This is a genomic window from Pandoraea sp. XY-2, from assembly GCF_004193915.1.
Taxonomy (GTDB): Bacteria; Pseudomonadota; Gammaproteobacteria; order Burkholderiales; family Burkholderiaceae; genus Pandoraea; species Pandoraea cepalis.
The window spans coordinates 4,479,103-4,502,080 of sequence record NZ_CP030849.1 but is presented as its reverse complement, the minus strand read 5'-3'; the positions used below and the strand labels follow the sequence as shown (position 1 = coordinate 4,502,080).

The window sequence follows — 22,978 nt, the reverse complement described above, 5'->3', positions numbered from 1 at the left end:
GAATGCCATGAACACTACTGAACCTCGCTGAACATTGATTCCGCAAAAAACAAAAGCAAAATCAACATGTTGGCGCGTTATTGTGGTTCATTGAGGTTCAGCAAGGTTCAGTAAACGGAGTTAGACGTTAAAACGGAAGAGTCACACGTTGAACAAGAAGTTCATGACATCGCCGTCGTGCACGACGTACTCCTTGCCTTCGGCGCGCATCTTGCCGGCTTCCTTCGCGCCTTGCTCGCCCTTGTACTGGATGAAATCGTCAAAGGCGATGGTTTGCGCGCGGATGAAGCCGCGTTCGAAGTCGGTGTGGATCACGCCGGCGGCCTGCGGCGCGGTGTCGCCCACATGGATCGTCCAGGCGCGCACTTCCTTCACGCCTGCGGTGAAGTATGTCTGCAGACCCAGCAGCTTGAAGCCCGCGCGGATCACGCGATCCAGGCCCGGCTCGTCCATGCCCATGTCGGCCAGGAATTCCGCCTTGTCGGCGTCGTCCATGTCGCCAATTTCCGCCTCGATGGCCGCACATACGGCCACCACCGGCGCATTCTCGCTCTCCGCGTACTTGCGCACCGCGTCCAGATGCGGATTGTTTTCGAAGCCGTCGTCTTTCACGTTGGCGACATACATCGTCGGCTTGGCCGTGATCAGGCAGAACGGCTTGATCAGCGCCAGCTCGTCGTCCGACAGCTTGATCGAGCGCACCGGACGCGCTTCATTGAGCACCGGCACCACCTTTTCCAGCACCGCCACGAGCTTGGCGGCTTCCTTGTCGTTGCCCGACTTGGCCGCCTTCGAGTAGCGTTGCAGCGCCTTTTCCGTCGTGGCCAGATCCGCCAGCGCCAGTTCCGTGTTGATGACCTCGATGTCCGAAATCGGATTCACCTTGCCGGCCACGTGGATGACGTTCTCGTCCTCAAAGCAGCGCACGACGTGCGTGATGGCGTCCGTCTCGCGGATGTTGGCCAGGAACTGGTTGCCCAACCCTTCACCCTTGGACGCGCCCGCCACCAGGCCGGCAATGTCGACGAACTCGACCGTCGCCGGCATGATCCGCTCGGGCTTGACGATCTCGGCCAGCTTGCCCAGACGCGGGTCGGGCACCTCCACCACGCCGACGTTCGGCTCGATGGTGCAGAACGGATAGTTCTCTGCAGCGATGCCCGCTTTGGTCAGCGCGTTGAAAAGGGTCGACTTGCCGACGTTGGGCAAGCCGACGATGCCGCATTTGAGGCTCATGCTAAATCCTGTCTAATCCGATAAATGCGCCGACAAATGCCCCGGGGTACGCCGGGTGGCGCCGTGGAGTGCGCCGGTGATTGCGTCGCGGAAAGTCCGCTATTGTACCCGTTCTGCCGCCAACGGCGCCCCGGGTGCCTAGGGTGACGAGGGGGGCGGCGTCGCGACGACCCCCGCCCGCGCCATACTCAACTCAGCGACTTCGCCGAGAACGTATCGCACTTGCGCATGTCGCCGTACTGCAACCCCTGACGCAGCCAATACACCCGTTGCGCGCTCGTCCCGTGCGTGAACGACTCCGGCACCACGCGGCCCTGCGCCTGCTGTTGCAATCGGTCGTCGCCGATCGCCGACGCTGTTTTCAGCCCCTGCTCGACGTCTCCCGGCTCCAGCAACTGCTGATTCGCCTTCTCGGCATTGTTCGCCCAGACGCCCGCGAAGCAGTCGGCCTGCAGCTCCAGGCGCACCGACAACGCATTGGCCTGCGCTTCGCTCATGCGGCGCCGCGCCTCGTCGAACTTCTCGGAAATGCCCAGCAGATTCTGGATGTGATGGCCCACTTCGTGCGCGATCACATACGCCTGCGCGAAATCGCCTCCCGCGCCGAAGCGCTGACGCAATTCGTCATAGAAGGCGAGATCGATGTAGACCTTGCTGTCGCCCGGGCAGTAAAACGGCCCCATCGCCGTTTGTCCGGTGCCGCATGCGGTGGGCGTTGCGCCGGAGAACAGCACCAGTTTCGGCGCCACGTACTGACGGTTCACCTGCTGCGGGAACACGGTTCCCCAGGTGCGCTCGATGTTGCCGAGTACCTTGCGGGTGAAGACGGTCTTCGGATCGTGGGCCGGCGCGGCATTCGGCGCGGACTGGGGCGGCGATTGGGTCTGCCCCTGCAGCATCTGCGAGCCCTGGATGATGACGCGCGGGTCGATGCCGAAGAAATACGAGGCGGCCAGCGCCACCACGATCGTGCCGATGCCGAGGGTGGTACGTCCCCCGAAACCGCCGCCCCGTCGATCTTCGACGTTGTCGCTTTCGGATTCGTTGTCGAGGCGCATTGGAGGACTCCCTGTCTGATAATCGGTATGCGCGGAAGTATAGCGCCGGGCTGTGGCACGCGACGCTGTGCCACAGCCGCCCCCGGGGGAGCGGGCATCGCTTGCGCGGCAGGCGTGCGACAATACGCCATCTCGTTTTCTGAACCAGCCGGCTCGCGCGATTCAGGCGCTGGCGCTGCATTCGCCGCATGTCTCTAACGCAAACCTCCAGCCAAACGCACGATGTCGTCGTCGTCGGTGGCGGTCTGGTCGGCAAGGCCGCCGCCCTGCTGCTCTCGCAGGCGCGCCTGTCCGTCGCACTGCTCGCCCAGCCGGCCGTAGCCGCCCCGGCCCGGGCGACCTGTGGGACGCCCGCATCTATTCGCTCTCGTCCAGCTCGCAAGCCCTCTTCGAGCGCATGCGCGTATGGCAGGCCGTCGATCCCGCGCGCATCAATCCTGTCTATGACATGGAAGTCTTTGGCGACGAGCGCGGCAGCCTGCATTTCTCGGCGTACCAGGCCGCCGTGCCGCAACTCGCCTGGATCGCCGAATCGTCGAACCTCGAGCGCGCGCTCGACGCCGCCCTGCGCTTCTCCCCGCAAGTGCATTGGCTCGACGCCCGGGCCGACGCGCTCGAAGTCGATGCCGCCGCCGCCTCGGTGCGTCTGTCGGACGGCAAGACCCTGCGCGCGTCGCTCGTGGTGGGGGCCGACGGCGCCCACTCGTGGGTGCGCAGAACCGCCGGGCTGGACGGCTCGGTGCGTCCCTACGAACAACTCGGCGTGGTCTGCAATTTCCGCGCGGAGCGCGCGCACCGCGACACCGCATTTCAATGGTTCCACGACGGCGAGATCGTCGCGCTGCTGCCGCTGCCCGACCAGCACGTCTCGCTGGTCTGGTCCGCCGCGCATGATCATGCCCAGGCGTTGCTCGCGCTTGATCCCAAAGCGCTGGCCGAACGCGTCGGCACCTTCTCGAACGTTGAACTCGGCCACCTCACGCCGGTCTCATCGCGCGCCCAGGGTTTCCCGCTCGTGCTGGCACAGGCCAAACGCCTGATCGCGCCGCGCGTGGCGCTGGTGGGCGACGCGGCGCACGTCGTGCATCCCCTCGCGGGCCAGGGCATGAACCTCGGTTTGCGCGACGTGGCGGCGCTCGGCGACGCGCTCGCCGCCCGCGAATCGTTCCGCGATTGCGGCGATGCGGCGGTATTGCGTCGCTACGAGCGCGCCCGCAAGGAGGACATCGGCAGCATGGCGCTCACCACCGACGGCCTGCACAAGCTGTTCGCCACGCACAGCCCACTGGTCAGGTTTGTGCGCAACGCGGGGCTCGACTGCGTGAACGTGCTGCCTTTCGTCAAGAAATTCCTGATCGGCCGCGCGCTGGGCTGACCCCTCGGGGCGCCTATGCCGGGCTATGCCACCCAATTCCGGTCGATACCGGGCGTGTCCGGACGCGCCTCTCGCTCGACACACTTCTGGAGATACTCGATGTTGAAACGTTATCGCGCTGCGGCGCTCGCAGCGCTCGGTCTGGCGACAATTTGCGCCGCGACTGTCACGACGTTCGCCGTCGCGCAGAACAAGTCCGACGCGGCCCTCGACCGTGTGAAGGCCGCCGTGCAAAAGACGCTCGGCGCCGAGGCCCCCGTCAAGTCGGTGGCACGTACGCCCATCCCCGGCCTTTTTGAGGTGGCCGTTGGCAGCGACATTCTCTATGCCGACGAGAAGGCGAAATACGTGATTGTCGGCGGTAACCTCGTCGATACGAAAACGCGTCAGAACCTGACGGAAGCGCGTCAGTCGGAACTGAACAAGATCGACTTCGCCAAGCTGCCGCTCGATCGCGCCATCAAGTACGTGAAGGGTAACGGCAGCCGCAAGGTCGCCGTGTTCTCCGATCCGAACTGCCCGTACTGCAAGCGCTTCGAGGAAACGCTCAAGACGTCGAAGCTCGACAACATCACCGTCTACACCTTCCTGTACCCGGTGCTCGGCCCCGATTCGGACGCCAAGTCGAAGGCGATCTGGTGCGCCCCCAATCCGCTCACCGCGTGGCATGACTGGATGCTCGACAAGAAGGCGCCGCCGGCCCCTTCGGCCAAGTGCGACGACACCGCGGTGGTGCAGAACGTAGCGCTGGGGCATCAGTTCAACGTGACCGGAACGCCGACGATCATACTGTCCGACGGCCGCCGTCTGCCGGGCGCCGTGCCTGCAGAAGCCCTGGAAAAGGCGCTCGCCACGGTCAAGTAACCGTCCATTCGCTTGTCTGGCCAACGCCCGACCGTTCCGACAACAAGAAGCCGCCACCTCATGAAAGCCACGTCTGCCCAGCCTGCCATCCGGTATGCGATTGTTCCGAAGTCGCCTGCCGCGCATCTGTTCGAAGTGACCGTCACGGTCTCGAATCCCGCCCCGAAGGGCAGCGTTTCTCGCTGCCCGCGTGGATTCCGGGCAGCTATATGGTGCGCGAGTTTGCCCGCAACATCGTGACGATCGGGGCGACGTGCCGCGGCCGCAAGGTGGCGCTCGACAAGCTGGACAAGCACACGTGGCAAGCGGCGCCGTGCAAGGGCACGCTGATCGTGACCTACGAGGTGTACGCGTGGGATCTGTCGGTGCGCGCCGCGCATCTCGACGACACGCACGGCTTCTTCAACGGCACGAGTGTGTTCCTGCGTGTCGAAGGCCAGGAGCAGGCGCCATGCGAAGTGGATGTGCTGCGCGCGCGCGGCGCGGCGTTCAAAGCGTGGCGCGTCGCGACTGCGCTCACGCCGGCCGAAGGCACGGCGGCGCTCGAGTTCGGGCGCTATCTGGCGGCCGACTACGACGAGTTGATCGACTCGCCGGTCGAAATGGGGACCTTCGTGCATGGCACGTTCAAGGCTTGCGGCGTGACGCACGAAGTCGCCATTACCGGACCGGTGCCGAATCTCGATCTCGATCGGTTGCTGCGCGACATGAAGAAGATCTGCGAAGCGCAGATCCGTTTGTTCGAGCCGGGCGCGAGTTCGCGCTCGCGCGTGCCGATGTCGCGCTATGTCTTCCTGCTCATGACGGTCGGCGAGGGGTACGGCGGTCTGGAGCATCGTGCATCCACGGCGCTGCTCGCGAGCCGCAACGATCTGCCGGTGCAGGGACAGGCGCGCATGAGCGAAGCCTATCGCGGCTTCCTCGGCCTGGTGAGCCACGAGTACTTCCACACGTGGAACGTCAAGCGCATCAAGCCGGCGGTGTTCGCACCGTACGTGCTCGATCGCGAAGTCTATACGCGACTGCTCTGGCTGTTCGAAGGCTTTACGTCCTATTACGACGATCTGATGCTCGTGCGCAGCGGCGTGATTCCGCCTGCCGATTACTACGAACTCGTCGCCAAGACGGTGGCGGGTGTGCTGCGTGGCAGCGGCCGTCTCAAGCAGACCGTGGCCGAGAGTTCGTTCGATGCCTGGACGAAGTACTACCGCCAGGACGAGAACGCGCCGAACGCCATCGTCAGCTATTACACGAAGGGGTCGCTGGTCGCGCTCGCGCTCGATCTGACGATCCGTTCGAAGACGCGCGGCCAGAAGTCGCTCGACGACATCATGCGTGCGTTGTGGCAACGCTATGGCCGCGACTTCTATCGCGGCGCGCCCGTGGGTATCGACGAGGACGCCGTGCAGCCGTTCTTCGAGGACGTCTCGGGACTCGACCTGTCGGAATTCTTCGCCACCGCCATTCACGGCACGCGCGATCTGCCAATCAAGACGCTGCTCGAACGCGTGGGACTCACGCTGGAACCGGTCAAGCCCGAGGAGGGCCGTCCTGCACTGGGGGTGAAGACGGCAAAGCGCGGTGACGACCTTACGCTCTCACAGGTGCTCGACGGGGGCGCGGCGCAAGCGGCCGGATTGTCGGCGGGCGATGTGCTGGTCGCCATCGACGGTCTGCGCGTCACGCAAGCCAATCTCGACAAGCTGCTCGATCGCTATCGCCCGGGCGACCGAGTGACGGTCCACGCGTTCCGCCGCGACGCCCTGCGCGAGACCGCGCTCACGCTCGACGCGCCGGAGATTTCGAAATACCGCATCGCCGAGACGCGCGATCGCGCCGCGGCACAGCGTCGTGAAAAGTGGCTGTCGGCCTGAGCGGGCGAGCGCTTTATCCTTGCGCTGGGCCCGGCACGCGCGGGTCCCGGTTTTCCTCCGGACACGACTTGGCGACGGCGAGCATGTGCTCGATGAAGACCTGCGTCTTGCGCGGGAGGAAGCGTCGCGATGGCGTGACCAGATGCACCGGACTGGACGGTAACGACCACTCGGGCAGCACCTTGATGAGACGGCCGGTGCGCAACGCATCCTCGGCCAGGATGTCCGTCAGCGCGGCGATGCCACTGCCCGCCACCGTCATTTCCTTGACCATGCCCATGCTGTTGACCTGAATCGCCCCTTGCATGGTGATGTCGGCGCGCTGACGTCCCCTGTGCAGCGTGTCCGAGTTGAAAAGACGCCGCGCGCCTTGCAGGATCACGAAGCGATGGCCCGTCAGCTCGTCGGGCGTGGCGGGCAACCCCGTCGCACTCAGATACAGCGGGCTGGCATACAGACTGCGTGTGAGCGCCAGGAGGGGGCGCGCCACGAGAGTGGAGTCGGAGAGTTGTCCGGCGCGGATGGCGACGTCGATGCGCTCGGCGATCAGATCGACCTGTCGCGAACTCAGATCCACATCGACCGTAATCTCGGGATAGGCCGCGCAGAACGTGGCGAGCGGCACCGCCAGCCACTGCGCCGCAAAGTCGCCGGGCGCCGTGATGCGAAGCCGTCCACGCGGCTTGCTCGAGAGCTGCGAGGCGAAGTCTCGCGTCTCTTCCACTTCCTCGAGAATCGGCAGGCAACGCTCGTAATAGGCCTCGCCGACTTCGGTCAGTTCCAGCCGCCGTGTGGTCTTGTGCAGCAACTTCGTGCCCAGCCGCATCTCCAGCCGCGACAGACGCCGACTCACGGTTGCCTTGGGCAGATCGAGCCGCTCGCCGGCCCGGGTGATGCTGCCCGAGCGAACGACCTCGGCGAAGATCAGCATGTCATTCAGATCGTCAATCATCGCGCGCGCTCCTTGGTGACGCGGCCATCCGGCCAAGGAAAGGGGGATGGCATGCATTGTTCCAAAAAAGGAACAAACAATTCGATTTTACCGGCTTGTTTCATTTTTGTGGGTAACTAGAATTCATACCAAGCCGACGCGCCATTCACGGCAATCCCGAGATGGGGGCCAGCGCGGACGGATTTTCGAACCCCCAGGCTCAGGAGCCAGAGACATGACCACGATTCTCCAAATCAATTCCGCCGCCCGCTCGCAAGGTGCCAACTCGACCACACTCGCCAACGAATCCGTGGCGCAACTGGTCGCGAAGCACGCAGGTGCCAAGGTCGTCGTGCGCGATCTGCTGGCCGATGGCGTGCCGCACCTGGACGAAGCCGTGATCGGCGCGTTCTTTACGCCGGAAGACCAACGCTCGGCAGAACAAAACGCCATCATCGCCCGCAGCGACGAACTGGTCGCCGAGATTCAGGCAGCCGACTACGTGGTGTTCGGCGTGCCGCTGTACAACTTCCAGGTGCCGTCGCAACTGAAGGCGTACTTCGACTGGATCGCCCGTGCCCGCGTGACTTTCCGCTATCGTGAAGACGGTACCGTGGAAGGTCTTATCCAGGGCAAGAAGGTGATCGTGGCATTCGCCCGTGGCGGCAACTACAAGGACACGCCGGCCGACAGCCAGACCCCGTACCTCAAGACGATTCTCGGCTTCCTCGGCATGACGGACGTGACGTTCATCTTCGCGGAAGGTCTGGCTCGCGGTCCGGAATCGGCCGCCGCCGGATTTGCCAATGCTCGCGAAGCGATTGCAGCGCTCTAAGCCCTCGGGCCGACGCTGACAATACGGCTGCTCTCCCGCACGCGCAGGTACCCCCATGGCCCATCCGACGCCCTTGCATCCGCGTCAGACGAAGCGTCCGGCGGCTCACGCCGACGCGAGCGCCATCCCGCGCGTGCTTCCCGTCACCCGGCCCGGCCGCTGCGCCGCGGCGGCGGGGGCGGGTGTTTTCGATCAGGTCGCCGAAACGGATCCGTTTCTGTCGATCGATCTCTTCCGTCGTCATGGCGCGTGCATACCGCCGCATCCGCATGCCGGATGCGTGGTGGCGACCTACCTGTTTCCCGAGTCGACGACGTCGCTGCGCTGCCGTCACGCCCATCAGGGCGACGACACGCTGCGCGCCGGCGATCTGCTCTGGCTCGAAACCAACTGCGGCACCGTGCACGAGGACATTCCCGAGAACGCTCACGGTACCGCGCGTGGCATACGGATGATCGTGAGCCGCGCCGGCCGCCATGCGCACGGCGCTCCCGCGCAAACCGTGGTTCGTGCCGAAGCCATGCCGCATTGGCGCGAAGGCGCCGTCGATCTCACCTTGATCTGCGGGCAGTGGGGCGAGCGTCATGTCGCCCATGTCGTCCGTACGGAAAGTGAGCGCACGACGCTGTTGCAGCTCGACTGGCGTGAGGACGAACTGCGCACCCTGACGATCCCGTGCGATGGCCGTCGCTGGGTCGCATTGATTGCGCAGGGCGAGGCGGCACTGGCCAATCATGCGTTACGCGCGGAAGGCGGCGGCGCGCAAGCGGTGTTGCTTGCGCCCGGTGCGTGGCAACTGGCCGGACGCACCGGCGCGCGTCTCCTGCTCGCCGGTGGCGAGCCGCTCGACGAACCCGTGGTCTATCGCGGCAACTTCGCGGCGCGCGACGAAAGCGATCTCGTGGCGCTCACTCGCCGCTATCAACAGGGCGCAATGGGCACCCTGGCGCCCATCACCGAGTCATCGCGCGACTGAGTCCCGCTGCAACGCCCTTACGCCGGCAGGCGCCAGTCGATGGGCGCCTTGCCGTGCTGTTCGAGGAAGGCATTGGCGGCGCTGAAGTGGCCGCAGCCCAGGAAACCGCGATGTGCCGAGAGCGGCGAGGGGTGCGGGGCTTCGAGCAGCAGATGACCGTGACCGGCGAGCAGCGGTGCCTTGGCCTGCGCATGGCTGCCCCACAGCAGGAAGACGAGCGGCGCTTGCCGGGCGGCCAGCCCCTTGAGCAACGTGTCGGTACAGGCTTGCCATCCCCCCTTCTTGAACGGCTTCGCATGACTCGCGGCGTTGCTCGCTTCCACCGTGAGCGTCGTGTTGAGCAACAGCACACCCTGTTTCGCCCAGGCATCGAGATTGCCGTGCGGCGGCGCGGCGATCCCCAGATCGCGTTCGATTTCCTTGTAGATGTTTCGCAACGACGGCGGCACGCGCACGCCGCGCTGCACCGAAAACGCCAGGCCGTGCGCTTGCGCGATGCCGTGATCGTCACCGTGATAGGGGTCCTGCCCAAGGATCACGACCTTCACGTCCATGGGCGACGTCACGCGCAGCGCGTGAAAGATGTCCGCCGGGTAGACAGTCTTGCCTGCGGCGACTTCGGCATCGACGTAACGGCAAAGCGGCGCGTACGCGTCGCTCTCGACGAACGGCGCGACAAGTGTCTTCCACTCGCCGGGCAATGCGGCGAACTGATCCTCGACGCGACCCTTGAGCGGGCCGGCGACGTCGGCGCTCGCGGCTACCGAGTGAGCGATTGATGTGACGGGCATCGATGCAGATGTCACCGGCGCACCCGCTTTCGGCGGACGTCCGCGTCGCCGCGGTGAGAGCGCGGCAGAAGCGGTGGAAGCGGCGACATCGACGGGGGGCTGCGGCGGAGTCATCGTGTCGTTCGTGCCGGTCACTGGCGTCGGTTCGTCGAACAGTGAGCGTTGCCTTTCATCGGTAGGCGATGGCGATGCCGCGCGTGAGCGTGAGGTCATGCGATGAGTCGGTTGAGTGGACTTGGGAGAGTGACGCGTGCATCGTGCGCGTGTCCGTGAACGACGCTCAGCGACCGAGCACCTTTTGCCGCAGACGATACCCGCGCTGCGCCTTGCTCACGTCGTCGCTCTGCAATTCGGGCAGTACGTCGCGCAATTCCTGCGCGAGCGCGTGCAGAATGCGTTCGCCTTGGCCCTCGCGGTCGTCCTCCGGAGCATCGAGCAATTCCAGTTCGACTTCCACGAGTGGCTCCGTGTGGCGCTTGCCGCCGGCGTCAACCGCGACTTCGCCCCGGTCAAAGGCGATTTCGACCGCCGTGCCGTCCCCTGCGATATAGCGCCACAGGCGTCGCACGAAATTCGTTTCGAACTGGGCGACGACATTCGCCCCCTCGGCGCGCAGCAAATCCGCCGTGCCGGGCACGTCGCAAGCGGCGATCAGCGGTGCAAGTTCAAGCGCTTCGCCTTGCACGGCCTGCTCCCACTCGTGGCGCACATGTAGCCCGTCGCGCGCGTCGCCCACCGACTTGAGGGTTTGCAGCCATTGTCCGGGGTGGCCGTCGCGCGCCACGAAACGCAACCGCAGCGCGGCCTTCGCTTGCGAGAGCGCCAGCGAAGGCGTGTCGAAATAGCGATTGACGAGATGCCGTTCCCCCGGGCTTCCGCTCCAGGCAAACGGTCCAGATGAGAAATCAGCGCGACGGCGCGCTCGGCAGACAGGTCGCCCGGGAGGGCCAGTTTGAGTTCGCGTTCGATGGCCATCGGGGCCGCTCCTGTGAGGGGGGACGCCGCGCCATCGATCGCTCGCGTGGCGCGTGGCAGGGTGTTAGCGGGGCATGTCGAACAGCGTGGCGAGGGCTTCGCCCGGCTCGGGCGCGCGCATAAAGGCTTCGCCGACGAGGAAGGCATTGACGCCCGCCGCGCGCATGCGCATCACGTCGTCACGGGAGAGGATACCCGACTCCGTCACGACGATACGATTGTCCGGAATGTGCTTCAACAGACCCAGCGTGGTGTCGAGCGACACTTCGAAGTTGTGCAGGTTGCGATTGTTGATGCCCAGCAGCGGCGTGCTCAACTCGAGCCCGGCGTCCAGTTCCTGGCCGTTGTGCACTTCGACGAGTACCGCCATGCCCAGCTCGTGCGCTTGCGCTTCGAGATCGCGCATATGGGCCAGTTCCAGCGCCGCGGCGATGAGCAGAATGCAGTCGGCGCCCATCTCGCGCGCCTCGTACACCTGGTAGGCGTCGATCATGAAGTCCTTGCGCAGCACCGGCAGATCGCAGGCGGCCCGCGCGGCCTTCAGATACTCGGGCGAGCCCTGGAAGAACTGCACGTCGGTGAGCACCGACAGGCATGCCGCGCCGCCTTGCTGATACGACTCGGCAATCTGCGGCGGCACGAAATGCTCGCGAATCACGCCCTTCGACGGGCTGGCTTTCTTGATCTCGGCGATCACGCCGGGCAGACCGCCGTCGAGCTTCGTGCGCACCGCGCCCACGAAATCGCGTGTGCGCAGCGCGCTGTCGGCGACGGTGGCTTCGGCGTCGCGGCGCAGGCTCGCGAGGTCACGCACGCGCTTCGCAGCGGCGACTTCTTCAGCCTTGACGGCCAGGATCTTGTCGAGAACGGTGGACATATCGATGGATGATTCGGGGGCTACTGAATAAGAGGGGCGTCATCGAAGACTACGCCCGTCGTGATCGAAATCGGGAGGCGCTGGACGCGGCACCTGCGAGGGTGCCGACGCCATGCCTTACCCTTTGAATCGCTGCGTGAAGGCGACGAACTCGTCGAGCTTCGCGCGCGCCGCGCCGCTGGCGATGGATTCGCGCGCCAGCTGGATTCCTTCACCAATCGACGCCGCACGGTTGGCGGCATACAGCGCGGTACCGGCATTGAGGGCGACAATCTCGCGCGCGGTGCCCGGCTTGTTGTCGAGTGCTTCGATCAACATCGTTTTCGATTCGTCGGCGCTACCGACCTTCAGGCCACGATTGCTCACCATCTGCAGGCCGAAGTCCTCGGGATGAATCTCGTACTCGGTGACCTTGCCGTCCTTCAACTCGCCCACCAGCGTGGCGGCGCCGAGCGACACTTCGTCCATGCCGTCCTTGCCGTAGACCACGAGCACGTGTTCGGCGCCCAGGCGCTGCATCACGCGCACCTGGATACCGACCAGATCGGGGTGGAACACGCCCATCAACTGGTTCGGCGCACCGGCCGGATTGGTGAGCGGCCCGAGGATGTTGAAGATCGTGCGTACGCCCATTTCCTTGCGCACGGCCGCCACGTTCTTCATCGCGGGATGATGGTTCGGCGCGAACATGAAGCCGATGCCGACTTCGCGCAGACACTCGGCGACCTGCTCGGGCGAGAGCATGATGTTCACGCCCAGGGCCTCGAGCACGTCGGCGCTGCCCGACTTGGAACTCACACCGCGGTTGCCGTGCTTGGCGACCTTGGCGCCCGCGCCTGCTGCCACGAACATCGACGCGGTGGAGATATTGAACGTGTGCGACACATCGCCGCCGGTGCCCACGATGTCGACGAAATGCTCGCCGGGGGGCGCGTCGACATGGTTGGCGAACTCGCGCATCACTTGCGCGGCCGCTGCGATTTCACCGATGGTTTCCTTCTTCACGCGCAGGCCGGTGATGATGGCCGCGCACATGACCGGCGAAATTTCGCCCTTCATGATGAGACGCATCAGGTGCAGCATTTCGTCGTGGAAGATTTCACGGTGCTCGATGGTGCGCTGCAGGGCTTCTTGCGGGGTAATCATGGATTGTTCTCGCTTCTGTCGGATCGGCTCGGGTGGCTCAGATGGCTCAGGTGGCTCAGGTGGCTCAGATGGCTCAGATGGCTCAGGTGGCTCGCTCGGGTAGCAGCGCGCTCAGGCAGCCTGCGCCACGCGCGGTGCGGCTTGCAGGAAATTGCGCAGCACGTCGTGGCCGTGCTCCGACAGAATCGATTCGGGGTGGAACTGCACGCCTTCGACATCGAGCGTCTTGTGACGCACGCCCATGATCTCGCCGTCGTCCGTCCAGGCGGTGACTTCGAGGCAGTCGGGCAGCGATGCGCGCTCGATGGCCAGCGAGTGATAACGCGTGACGGTAAAGCGCTTGGGCAAATTCGCGAACACGCCCTGTTGCGTGGTCTCGATCTCGCTCACCTTACCGTGCATGATCTGCTGGGCGCGCACGACCTTGCCGCCAAAGGCTTCGCCGATCGCCTGATGGCCGAGGCAGACGCCGAGGATCGGGATTTCGCCGGCGAAGCGCTTGAGCACGTCGAGCGTGATGCCCGCGTTGGCCGGACAGCTCGGACCCGGCGAGAGGCAGATGCGCTCGGGGCGAGTTCGGCGATGGCGTCGAGTGTGATTTCGTCGTTGCGAAACACCCGTACGTCTTCGCCCAATTCACCGAAGTATTGGACGATGTTGTAGGTAAACGAGTCGTAGTTGTCGATCATCAGCAGCATGATGGTCCCTGTTCGTCGGGTGACAAAGGATTGTCGAACGCATGAGATTTGCGAATTCCCCCTGAGCGTGCCCCCACATTGAGTTCGCGATCCGCGGGGAGGGCGCTATGGGGATGAGATGGACGTGGCGGGTTACCGCCACCAGCGCAGGGCGGCGGTCAGAGGCGACCAGAGGAGGGGGGAAGACTGATACGACATCATAGTGACGAGGATTGTAGCAGTATCTGCGGGGTGTCGTGGGCGGGGCGTCGCAAAAAGCAGCCGATCGACGGGTTTCTCGCGAGATCGAGCCATTTTTCGCAAGAATGTACGTGCCGCAGCGGCGGTCGTTCGACGATTCTGCGACGCCCGGGCCGGGGTTGTTCGCCTACGGGGGCGGCGGCACCGGAGCTCGATGAAGGCGGCGTTGCAGCGTGTCGCGCAGACGTGCCGCCGTCAGTTCGCCCAAATGCGCTTCGACGCGACGACCCTGCGTATCGTAGAACAGCGTGGTGGGCAGTGCGCGCGCGCTCGCTGCCTGCATGGCTTGCGATGCGGGATCAAGCAGCAGATGGTTGAATTGCAGCCCTTGCGATTGCACGAATGCTTCGACCGTATGTGCGGCTTCGCCCTGATTGATCATCAGGAACGTCACGTCTGGGTAGTCCGCTTGGGCCTTTTCCAGTACGGGCATTTCGCGACGGCACGGTGGGCACCAACTCGCCCACAGATTGACCACGACGGGGCGGCCACGATAGGCGTCGAGCGTCACCGGCCGGCCGTCGATTGTCGCGAGCGTCAGCGACGGCAGCGGCGGTGCGGTGCGCTGCAGGGCGCCCAGCCCAACCTGTGCGGCGGCCCAAAGTGCCACGCCCGCGACGAAGCCGCATAGCATCGGGCGACGCGCTGATGCATCGCGGCGCACACGCCACAGCGCCCAGCCCAGTGCGACGGGCAGCCCGACCCAAACCGTGAAGCCACCGTCGCCAATCGCGACGATGGACAGTGGTGCCGCGGCGTAATCGGGCCACCAGCGCAGCACGTAGGCGGTGCGCGCCGCGACCAGGCCGACGAAGAGCGCGTCGAGCAGCAGGCTCGCCGCCCTGCGGCGTGCCGTGGCATCTGTGCCGCGCAGGAGGTAGCGCGCGACGAGCCAGGCCAGCAACGCCGCTGCGGCCGCGGCGAGCGTCGGTATGGAGAACGGGCCAAAGCTGGTGGTCATGCGTTCCCCGCTGCGTCGAGATGGCGCAGGAAGCGACGCGCATCCAGCTCGCCGACCATGCGTTGCGCACGCACCTCCTGACCGTTCGCATCGATGAGAATGAGCGTGGGCGGGCCGAGCACCCCCCACCGTTTCATCAGGGCCTGATCGATCGCGTCGTTCTTCGTCACGTCAGGGCGCAGCACTTGCATCGTCGCCAGGCGAGCCGCGACCCCCGGATCGCCGAACACATTGCGCTCGATGACATGGCAGCTCACGCACCAGTCGGCGTAGAAGTCGATCAACGTCCATTGCCCCTTCGCGACCGCCTGAGCAATGCGCGCATCGACATCCTCCGCAGACTTGACGCCGATGTAGTTCAATCGCTTGTCACTCTGCACGGCCGCGCCATGCGTGACTGACGCGTTTGCCCGTGCGAGAGGACTGAGTACCGCGTCGCTGCCAGACGCGGCGCCCACGAGCATGAGTACGGACCAGATGCCGGCCAACGACGACGCGAACAACAGCGTCCATCCTGAGGACTGGCCGCGCATCGTCCATGACCACGCGCCTAGGCCGACGGCGAGACCGAGGCCGAGCGCGCCCCACAGCATCAGGCTGACGCTGCCGGGCAGGAAGCGGCTCAACATCAGAATGGACATGCCCGTCATGACATAGGCGAACGCGATTCGCACGCGGACCATCCACGCTCCCGGACGCGGCAGAATCCGCGAGCCGAACAGCGCGATGGCCAGCAACGGCAGTCCCATGCCGACACCCAGTGCAAACAGCGCGACGCCGCCCGTCCATGCGTTGCCCGTCTGACCGATATAGAGCAAGGCGCCGGCCAGCGGGGCCGTCATGCAGGGGCCGACGAGCAGCGCCGAGAGCAGGCCGAGTGCGGCCGCACCGACGAGGCTGCCGCCGGGGCGCGGTTGCGCGGTGGCGTTGAGTCGATTCGCGACGAACGTCGGCAGACGCAGCTCGAACAGACCGAACAACGACGCCGCCAGTACCAGAAAGAGCCCCGCGAACGCGCCGAGCAGCCAGGATGATTGCAGGGTTGCCTGCAAGTTCGCTCCGGCCAGGCCCGCCGCGACGCCCACCGACGCATACGTCAGCGCCATCGCCAGCACGTACGACAGCGAGAGCGCCAGCGCGCGCAACGGCGCGGGACGATGGCCCACAATCATCGTCGAGACGATGGGGATCATCGGCAGCGTGCACGGCGTGAACGCCAGCAGCAACCCAAATCCGAAGAACAGCAGCGTGCCGGTGATGGGACCCAGCGAGGAGAGTCGTTGCGCCGCCGCCTGGTCCTGTGCGAGTGGCGCGGCGTTATCGGCGGCGGGCGCAGGGAAATTAGGGGGAGTCGGCACCTGGGCGGTGCCAGAGGCAACCGGACTGGCCGAGGTGGGCGGGATCGCCGGGGTGGCTGCGCCTGAGGCCAACCCGGCGGGCAAGGCGATCGTCATCGTTTGCGGCGGATAGCAGATGCCGGCGTCGGCGCAGCCCTGCCAGTGCAGCGTTACCGGACCGGGTGTCGTTGCGGGCAGCTGCATGCGCAACGCATCGCCGGTATAGATCTCCGTCTCGCCGAAGAACTCATCGGTGTGTGTCGACCCTGCCGAGAGCGTTAGCGCCACGGGGCTGCCCGACGCATCCTCGGCGCGCAGCGAATGACGATAAACGTAGTAATCCTTGGCAATATGGCCAACGACGTCGAGCCGGCCGTCATCGTGGCTGACCGGGGCAAGCGTCAGCACCTGAGACGCTTCCAGAAATTTCGGCGTGATCTGCCAGGGCAAGGCATCGGCGGTGCGCGTCCAGCCGATGGCACCGAGAAAAATCACAAACATGAAAAAGGCGCGACGTAGCAAATCTGTTCTCCCGCGGAAATCCCGAAGCAGGCAAGAGTGTGGCCTACGCCGATTAACCGAGAGTTAACGAGCGTCAGCGCTTGGGTCGGGGTGGGTGATACGCCGACACCTGCGGGATCGCCGTCCAATTCATTACGCAAAGTACGTAACATGGCGCGATATTCACAAGAGGTGCGGAATCGTGCGAGTGCTGTTGGTGGAAGACGACGACTTGATTGCGAGCGGCATTGTCGCGGGGCTGCACGCGTTGGGTATCGCGGTCGAGCATGCGGCGTGTGGTGCGGCGGCGGTGGCGGCGCATGCGGAAAACACGTTCGATGCGCTGGTGCTCGATCTGGGATTGCCCGATGGCGATGGCCTCGGCGTTCTGGCAGAGATTCGCGCGATGGAGCGCGACGTGCCCGTCCTGATCCTGACGGCGCGCGACGGCATCGAGCACCGCATTGCCGGCTTGAATGGCGGGGGTGACGACTACATGGTCAAGCCGTTCGACCTGCGTGAGTTGGCGGCGCGACTGCATGCGTTGATTCGCCGGGTGCAGGGGCGTGCGGCCCCGATCATTGAGGCCGGGCCGCTGCGCCTGGAGCCGGCGAGCGGACTGGCGTGGCTCGATGGCGAGCCGGTCGAACTCTCGCGCAAGGAAGTCGATTTGCTGGCGCATCTGGCGAGCTGTCGAGGCCGGTGGCTCACGCCCGACATGTTGCACGAGCGGCTGTATGGGTTGACCGACCGACTGGGTAGCAATGCATTGAACGTACACATTCACAACGTGCGTCGTAAATTGGGGGGCGGTGTCATTCAGACGGCGCGGGGCCTGGGCTACCGGTTGGGATGGGCGTTGTCATGAGTCTTCGTTTGCGTGCGGTGTTGATCGCTGGCGTGGCACTCGTGGTGCTTTGGGCGGTGGTGGCGGGTTGGATGATGCGCGGGGTGCAAGCGAATCTCGACCGGGCGCTCGATGAGCGTCTCGCGATGTCGGCCCGGATGGTGTCGGGACTGCTGGCGCGGGCCGCGCTGTCGCCGCTTGCGCCGGGCGTGGGTAAGGCTGATTGGGACGACGTGATTCGCGTGGGAACTGACGACCGGATTGCGTGCGAGATTCGCTCGGTGCATGGCGCGGTGCTGGCGCGCACCGATGGCGGGCCGCAGTCGGCTGGGCGGTCGCTGCCGCTGGGTTTCAGCACCATGGCGTTCGAAGGCAAACACTGGCGCATCTACGTGTTGCAGGACGCGCGCGGATATCAGGTGATGACGGCGGACGGACTCGACAAGCGGGCAGCGCTGACCGGCGCCTTGCTGCGTGCGGTGGGGGTGCCGTTCATGATTGCGGTGGTGGGCGGGTTGATCGCGTTGTGGATCGGCATTGGACGCGGGTTGTCGCCGTTGGAGACCTTGCGATTGGCGTTGCGTCGCAAGCATGCCGACGACACGGCGCCTATCGACCTGGGGCGTGCGCCGACGGAGTTGCGTCCGGTCGTCTCGGCGCTTAACGGTCTGCTAGACCGACTGACTCAGGCGATGGCGTATCAGCGGGCATTCACCGATGCGGCGGCGCACGAATTGCGCACGCCGTTGACGGCGGTCGACACACACTTGCAGGTGGCGGAGATCACGCGGGGCGAGTCGGCCAGGCGGGCGTTGCATCAGGCGGGGGTAGGCGTGCGTCGCTTGCGGCATACGCTGGATCAGATGATGACCCTTGCGCGTGCGGAGGCGCCTGCGCATTCGCCGGACGCGTGCATGTCGGTGCGCGAAGTGATGGAGGAAGTCCTTGCCGTATGGGAGGAGACGGATCGGGGCCCCGTTCCGCTGCGAGTTGGGTCACTGTCTGAGTGGCGGAATGGGGCCCCGGTCCGTCGTGGCGTTCCACGGATCTCCTTTAGCATGTTGTGCGACGACGGAGGCGCACCGATCCCTCGTTCGATGCTCGCCACGGCGGTGCGCAATCTCGTGGATAACGCGCTGCGGTTTTCCCCGGCGGAGCGTCCGATTGAAGTGACAGTGGGGATGGACGAACACCGCCAGCAGTACTGCATCGTGGTGGCGGACCGAGGCCCGGGCTTGGCGCCGGAGCAGGCGATGCGATTGGGCCAGCGTTTCTGGCGCGGCGATCAGGGTCGGCAGCAAGGGGAGGGGCGGGTTTGGGGATTTCCATTGTGCGGGCCATCGCGTCACGCTTTGGCGCCACGCTCGAATTTGCGTCTCGCGACGGTGGCGGTTTGCTGGCGCGGTTGTCCGTGCCCGTTGGCCGATGAGCGAGCCTAACGCGTGCCATGGCACCTATCGCACGCGCTAAGCCATCGAACTGAGCGTGCGACGAAACCGTCGCAGTGAGACGGCGAAGAAAACGGCGCCGATGAGCGCGAGCGCCATGAACTGCACCCACACCACGCCGATCCCGGCCCCTCGGAACAGGATGGCCTGACTCAGTTCGACGAAATGCGTGGTGGGCGCGGCCAGCATGATGTCTTTCACCAGAGGTGGCATGCTCTCGCGCGGCGTGTTCGCGCCCGAGAGCATTTCCAGTGGCAGCAGCACCAGAATCAGCAGCATGCCGAACTGCGGCATCGACCGCGCGAGCGTCGCAAGAAAAATCCCCATCGACGTGGTGGCGAACAGGTGCAGCGTTGCCCCCAGCAGGAACAGCGCCACCGACCCGCCGATCGGCACATGCAGCGCGCCGCTCACGATCAGCCAAAGCGACGTCGCGGCAGCGATCAGCACCACCAATCCCATCGACCAGATCTTCGCGGCCATGATTTCGGTCGGTGTCACCGGCATGACCAGCAGATGCTCGATCGTGCCGTGCTCGCGCTCGCGAATGAGCGCAGCGCCCGTGAGAATGATCGAGAGCATCGTGATGTTGTTGACGATCTCCATGAGCGCGCCGAACCACGCGCGCTCCAGCGTCGGGTTGAAGCGCACGCGCAACGCCAGATCAATTGGCAATGCCGGGTTCGATCGGTATCGCTGGAGGAACTCGCGCACCTCTGCCGAAACGATCTGCTGCACATAGCCGCTGCCGGTGAACGCCTGACTCATGCGCGTGGCGTCGACATTGAGCTGGACTTCGGCCGCACGTCCCGCCAGCACGTCGCGCTGAAAATTGGGCGGAATGTTCAACGCGAACGTGTACGCGCCTTCGTCCATGCCGCGATCGACGGCGTCCGCCGTAATCATGCGCGGCGCGGTGAACTGTGGCGGATAGAACGCCGAGACGATGCGCTGCGAGAGCGGTGAAGCGTCTTCGTCCACAATCGCGATCGGCGCAAGATGCAATGTGTCGGGCAATGCTGTCGCTGCGGAATAGACCGATGCCGTGAACGTATAGACGATGAGCACCAGCATCGTCACATCGCGCGCCAGACTCCATAGCTCCTTGATACCGAGCCGATAGATGTTTGCCAGATGCCGCGGCCACGGATGCGGGTTCTGCGGCGGCGCATCGGGACGAGAGGCCTGCGGAAGCGTCGGGCTTGCCATCACGTCTCCTGTTTGTTGAGCAACAGGATCGTGGCGCCCATCACCACGGGCACGGCCATCAGCATCGGCCAGAACGCGTTGCCGAGGTCGGCAAACCCGAGCGCCTTGTTGAAGACGCCGCGGCTGATGATCAGCATGTAGCTCGACGGATAGATCTCCCCGATGATCCGGCCCGAGCCCTCCATCGAGGGCACCGGCGTGAGCATCCCGGAAAACTGAATCGCCGGGATCATCGTGCCGATCATCGTGAAGAACAGCGCCGCGATCTGGCTACGGGTGAAAGTGGACGCCAGCAGGCCAATGCCCGTGGCGACGACGTTGAAAATGAAGACGGCGCTCACGAGTGTCAGGAAGCTGCCCTTGATCGGCACGCCGAACAGCGTCACGGCGATGAGCGCCATGAGCAGGAAGTTCAGCATGGCAAGCGCGACGTACGGAATCTGCTTGCCGATCAGGAATTCCGTGCGGGTGACCGGCGTCACGTACAGGTTCAGGATCGAGCCGAGTTCCTTCTCCCGCACCACGGACAGGGCCGTGAGCATGGCCGGCAGCATCAGCAGAAGCAGCGGAATCACCGCCGGCACCATTGCGGGAAGGCTCTTCACGTCGGGGTTATAGCGATACCGGGTCTCGATGTCGAGCGACGCCGTCGGGCGCGCGCCGAGGCGGTGAAGGGACTGATCCGCCAGCCAGTTCTGATGCATCCCCTGCACATAGCCCTGCACTGTCTCTGCGCGCATCGGCATCGCCCCGTCGATCCATGCGCCGATCTCGACCGCCTTGCCGCGTAACACGTCGCGAGCGAAGCCCGGCGGGATCTCGATGGCCAGCGCCAGTTCGCCGTCGCGCAGACGCCGGTCCATATCGGCGTCGTCCTTGATGGGCGGCCGCTCGATGAAGTAGCGCGACCCCGCGATATTGAGCGCGTAGTTCTGGCTCAACGTGGTCTGGTCGCGGTCGAGCACGGCGTAGCGCAAATCTTCCACGTCCATGCTGATGCCGTAGCCCATCACCAGCATCAACACGAGCGAGCCCACCAGCGCAAGCGTGGCGCGCACCGGGTCGCGCTGCAGCTCCAGCGTCTCGCGCCAGAGATAGCTGAGCAGGCGGCCGAGCGAGAATGCCTTGTGCTGCGGATGCGCCGTCTCGACGAAGACAGTGGACTCAGATGGGTTGGCCGCGTCAGACGACGCTGGCGCCAGCGATGCGCCGCCCCCCGCTTCCACGAGATACTCGATGAAGGCCTGCTCGAGCGTCGCCGCGCCCTTGTCGTGCGTAATCTTCGCGGGCGGATCGGACACGAGCACCTTGCCCGCGTGCATCAGCGAGATGCGGTCGCAGCGTTCCGCCTCGTTCATGAAGTGCGTGGAGATGAAGATCGTCACGCGATCCCGGCGCGACAGTGCCACCAGCAGACGCCAGAAGTTGTCGCGCGCGATCGGGTCGACCCCCGACGTCGGCTCATCGAGAATCAACAGTTCGGGCTTGTGTACCATCGCCACGGCGAGCGACAGGCGCTGACGCATGCCGAGCGCGAGGGTGTCGGGTAGTGCGCCCAGCACGTCCGCCAGACCGAAGCGACGGGCCATCTCCGCCACGCGTGCGCCGACCTGGGCCTCGGGCACATGGAACAGCCTGGCGTGCAGCACGAGGTTCTGATGCACCGTCAGCTCGGTATAGAGCGAAAACGCCTGCGACATGTAGCCCACGCGGCGGCGTGTGCCGATGTCCTTCGGATCGACCTCGTGGCCGAAGAGCCAGGCTCGGCCGTCGCTCGCTTGCAGCAGGCCGGTGAGCAACTTCATCGTGGTGGTCTTGCCGCAACCGTTCGAGCCGAGGAAGCCGAAGATCTCGCCGCGGCGAATGCGGAAGTCCACGTGATCGACCGCAACGAAATCGCCGAAGCGCATCGTGAGGTCTTTGGCCTCGATAGCGATCTCCGTGTGTTCGTCGATCGGCAGCGGCGGAATCGCGACCGGCTCGTAGCCGCGCGTCTTTTCCGCAGGCAGCAGGTCGATGAACGCCGCTTCCAGGGTGTCTCGCCGCGTGTGCGCAAGCAACTCGGCGGGCGTGCCGGTCGCGAGCACCTTGCCCGCGTCCATGGCGACGAGCCAGTCGAAGCGCTGTGCCTCATCCATATACGCGGTGGCGACGATCACGCTCATCGTCGGTCGCGCGCGACGAATGCGCGCGATCAATTCCCAGAACTGAGCGCGCGCGAGCGGATCCACCCCGGTCGTCGGCTCGTCGAGCACCAGCAGATCGGGATCATGAATCAGCGCGCAACACAGCCCGAGCTTCTGCTTCATGCCGCCGGAGAGCTTGCCGGCCGGTCGGTCGAGAAACGCATGCAGGCCGGTGCTGTGCGTGAGGTCATCGATGCGGCGGCGCCGCTCCGGGGCATCGTGACCGAAGAGCCGCGCGAAGAATTGCAGGTTCTCCTCGACGGAGAGCGTCGGATAGAGATTCTTGCCGAGCCCCTGCGGCATATAGGCGATGCGTGGACAGACGCGGTCGCGATGCGCCTTGCTCGCCATGTCGCCGCCGAGCGCTTCGACGGTGCCCGCTTGCACCACCCGCGCGCCCGCAATGAGCGATAGCAGGGTGGACTTGCCGACGCCGTCGGGACCGATCAGGCCGACCATGCCGTGGGCGGGGAGGTCCAGGCTGACGTTGTCCAATGCGACGGTCTTGCGGCCGTAACGCAGCGTCACGCCGGCGACATGCACCGCCGGCGGCAAACCGCTGCCGGGCGGGGACGATATCGAAGGCGAAGGTGAGGGAGGCGCCGTCATGATG

The 22,978-nt window shown here is 65.2% G+C and carries 16 protein-coding genes and 3 pseudogenes; 7 read left to right on the top strand and 12 right to left on the bottom strand.

Features of this window, described 5'->3' with window-relative positions; translation table 11 throughout:
- Window positions 1-141: 141 nt before the first annotated feature.
- The gene (ychF, locus tag DRB87_RS20295; RefSeq protein WP_130027245.1) at window positions 142-1,236 is read right to left on the bottom strand and encodes a redox-regulated ATPase YchF; all 1,095 of its coding nucleotides are present in this window, start codon (window positions 1,234-1,236) and stop codon (window positions 142-144) included.
- A 188-nt stretch (window positions 1,237-1,424) separates the two neighbouring features.
- The gene (locus DRB87_RS20290) at window positions 1,425-2,294 is read right to left on the bottom strand and encodes a neutral zinc metallopeptidase (RefSeq protein ID WP_130027243.1); all 870 of its coding nucleotides are present in this window, start codon (window positions 2,292-2,294) and stop codon (window positions 1,425-1,427) included.
- A 188-nt stretch (window positions 2,295-2,482) separates the two neighbouring features.
- Here DRB87_RS20290 and DRB87_RS20285 point away from each other — a divergent pair.
- From DRB87_RS20285 to DRB87_RS20275, 3 genes and pseudogenes are all read left to right on the top strand, one after another.
- A pseudogene (locus DRB87_RS20285) lies at window positions 2,483-3,669 on the top strand (UbiH/UbiF family hydroxylase).
- 99 nt (window positions 3,670-3,768) lie between these two features.
- Complete coding sequence (locus DRB87_RS20280; protein WP_130027241.1) at window positions 3,769-4,533, top strand: DsbC family protein; 765 nt, start codon at window positions 3,769-3,771, stop codon at window positions 4,531-4,533.
- A gap of 60 nt (window positions 4,534-4,593) precedes the next feature.
- Window positions 4,594-6,407 (top strand): annotated as a pseudogene (locus tag DRB87_RS20275) (M61 family metallopeptidase).
- Window positions 6,408-6,420: 13 nt separating this feature from the next.
- Here the strand turns inward: DRB87_RS20275 and DRB87_RS20270 are convergent.
- Complete coding sequence (locus DRB87_RS20270; protein ID WP_165385378.1) at window positions 6,421-7,359, bottom strand: LysR family transcriptional regulator; 939 nt, start codon at window positions 7,357-7,359, stop codon at window positions 6,421-6,423.
- A gap of 214 nt (window positions 7,360-7,573) precedes the next feature.
- On the opposite strand from DRB87_RS20270, the gene DRB87_RS20265 reads away from it, so the two are divergent.
- Together DRB87_RS20265 and DRB87_RS20260 are read left to right on the top strand one after the other, a co-directional pair.
- Window positions 7,574-8,173: an FMN-dependent NADH-azoreductase gene (locus DRB87_RS20265; protein ID WP_130027237.1), complete on the top strand. Its 600-nt coding sequence runs from the start codon at window positions 7,574-7,576 to the stop codon at window positions 8,171-8,173.
- 55 nt (window positions 8,174-8,228) lie between these two features.
- Window positions 8,229-9,149, top strand: a complete 921-nt coding sequence (locus DRB87_RS20260) for a pirin-like C-terminal cupin domain-containing protein (RefSeq protein ID WP_130027235.1) — start codon at window positions 8,229-8,231, stop codon at window positions 9,147-9,149.
- A gap of 17 nt (window positions 9,150-9,166) precedes the next feature.
- On the opposite strand, the gene DRB87_RS20255 is transcribed toward DRB87_RS20260, so the two are convergent.
- The 7 genes and pseudogenes from DRB87_RS20255 to dsbD all read right to left on the bottom strand — a co-directional run bounded on the left by DRB87_RS20255 (window position 9,167) and on the right by dsbD (window position 16,675).
- Window positions 9,167-10,153, bottom strand: a complete 987-nt coding sequence (locus DRB87_RS20255; protein ID WP_130027233.1) for a uracil-DNA glycosylase — start codon at window positions 10,151-10,153, stop codon at window positions 9,167-9,169.
- Between the two features lie 67 nt (window positions 10,154-10,220).
- A complete protein-coding gene (locus DRB87_RS20250; RefSeq protein ID WP_370364033.1) occupies window positions 10,221-10,766 on the bottom strand; it encodes a CYTH domain-containing protein in 546 nt (181 codons plus the stop codon).
- A 213-nt stretch (window positions 10,767-10,979) separates the two neighbouring features.
- Window positions 10,980-11,792, bottom strand: a complete 813-nt coding sequence (gene trpC / locus DRB87_RS20245) for an indole-3-glycerol phosphate synthase TrpC (RefSeq protein WP_130027231.1) — start codon at window positions 11,790-11,792, stop codon at window positions 10,980-10,982.
- A gap of 117 nt (window positions 11,793-11,909) precedes the next feature.
- Entirely contained in the window at window positions 11,910-12,938 is a 1,029-nt protein-coding gene (trpD, locus tag DRB87_RS20240; RefSeq protein WP_017234672.1) for an anthranilate phosphoribosyltransferase, read from the bottom strand.
- A gap of 111 nt (window positions 12,939-13,049) precedes the next feature.
- Window positions 13,050-13,636 (bottom strand): annotated as a pseudogene (locus DRB87_RS20235) (aminodeoxychorismate/anthranilate synthase component II).
- Between the two features lie 367 nt (window positions 13,637-14,003).
- A complete protein-coding gene (locus DRB87_RS20230; protein WP_130027229.1) occupies window positions 14,004-14,837 on the bottom strand; it encodes a TlpA disulfide reductase family protein in 834 nt (277 codons plus the stop codon).
- On the bottom strand, window positions 14,834-16,675 hold the full coding sequence (dsbD, locus tag DRB87_RS20225) for a protein-disulfide reductase DsbD (RefSeq protein WP_130027227.1): 1,842 nt from the start codon (window positions 16,673-16,675) through the stop codon (window positions 14,834-14,836). Before dsbD ends, DRB87_RS20230 begins: the two co-directional genes overlap by 4 nt.
- Before the next feature lie 202 nt (window positions 16,676-16,877).
- Here dsbD and DRB87_RS20220 point away from each other — a divergent pair, with 202 nt between their 5' ends.
- Both DRB87_RS20220 and DRB87_RS20215 read left to right on the top strand, forming a co-directional pair.
- Complete coding sequence (locus tag DRB87_RS20220) at window positions 16,878-17,543, top strand: response regulator (protein ID WP_130027225.1); 666 nt, start codon at window positions 16,878-16,880, stop codon at window positions 17,541-17,543.
- Entirely contained in the window at window positions 17,540-18,961 is a 1,422-nt protein-coding gene (locus tag DRB87_RS20215; protein ID WP_240756078.1) for an ATP-binding protein, read from the top strand. Before DRB87_RS20220 ends, DRB87_RS20215 begins: the two co-directional genes overlap by 4 nt.
- A gap of 27 nt (window positions 18,962-18,988) precedes the next feature.
- Here the strand turns inward: DRB87_RS20215 and DRB87_RS20210 are convergent, their stop codons facing one another.
- Both DRB87_RS20210 and rbbA read right to left on the bottom strand, forming a co-directional pair.
- Window positions 18,989-20,179 carry an ABC transporter permease gene (locus tag DRB87_RS20210; RefSeq protein ID WP_240756077.1) on the bottom strand — a complete coding sequence of 397 codons (1,191 nt, stop codon included), beginning with the start codon at window positions 20,177-20,179 and terminating at the stop codon, window positions 18,989-18,991.
- Window positions 20,179-22,974, bottom strand: a complete 2,796-nt coding sequence (gene rbbA / locus DRB87_RS20205; protein ID WP_240756076.1) for a ribosome-associated ATPase/putative transporter RbbA — start codon at window positions 22,972-22,974, stop codon at window positions 20,179-20,181. The genes DRB87_RS20210 and rbbA overlap by 1 nt, the downstream gene beginning before the upstream one ends.
- Window positions 22,975-22,978 lie beyond the last annotated feature (4 nt).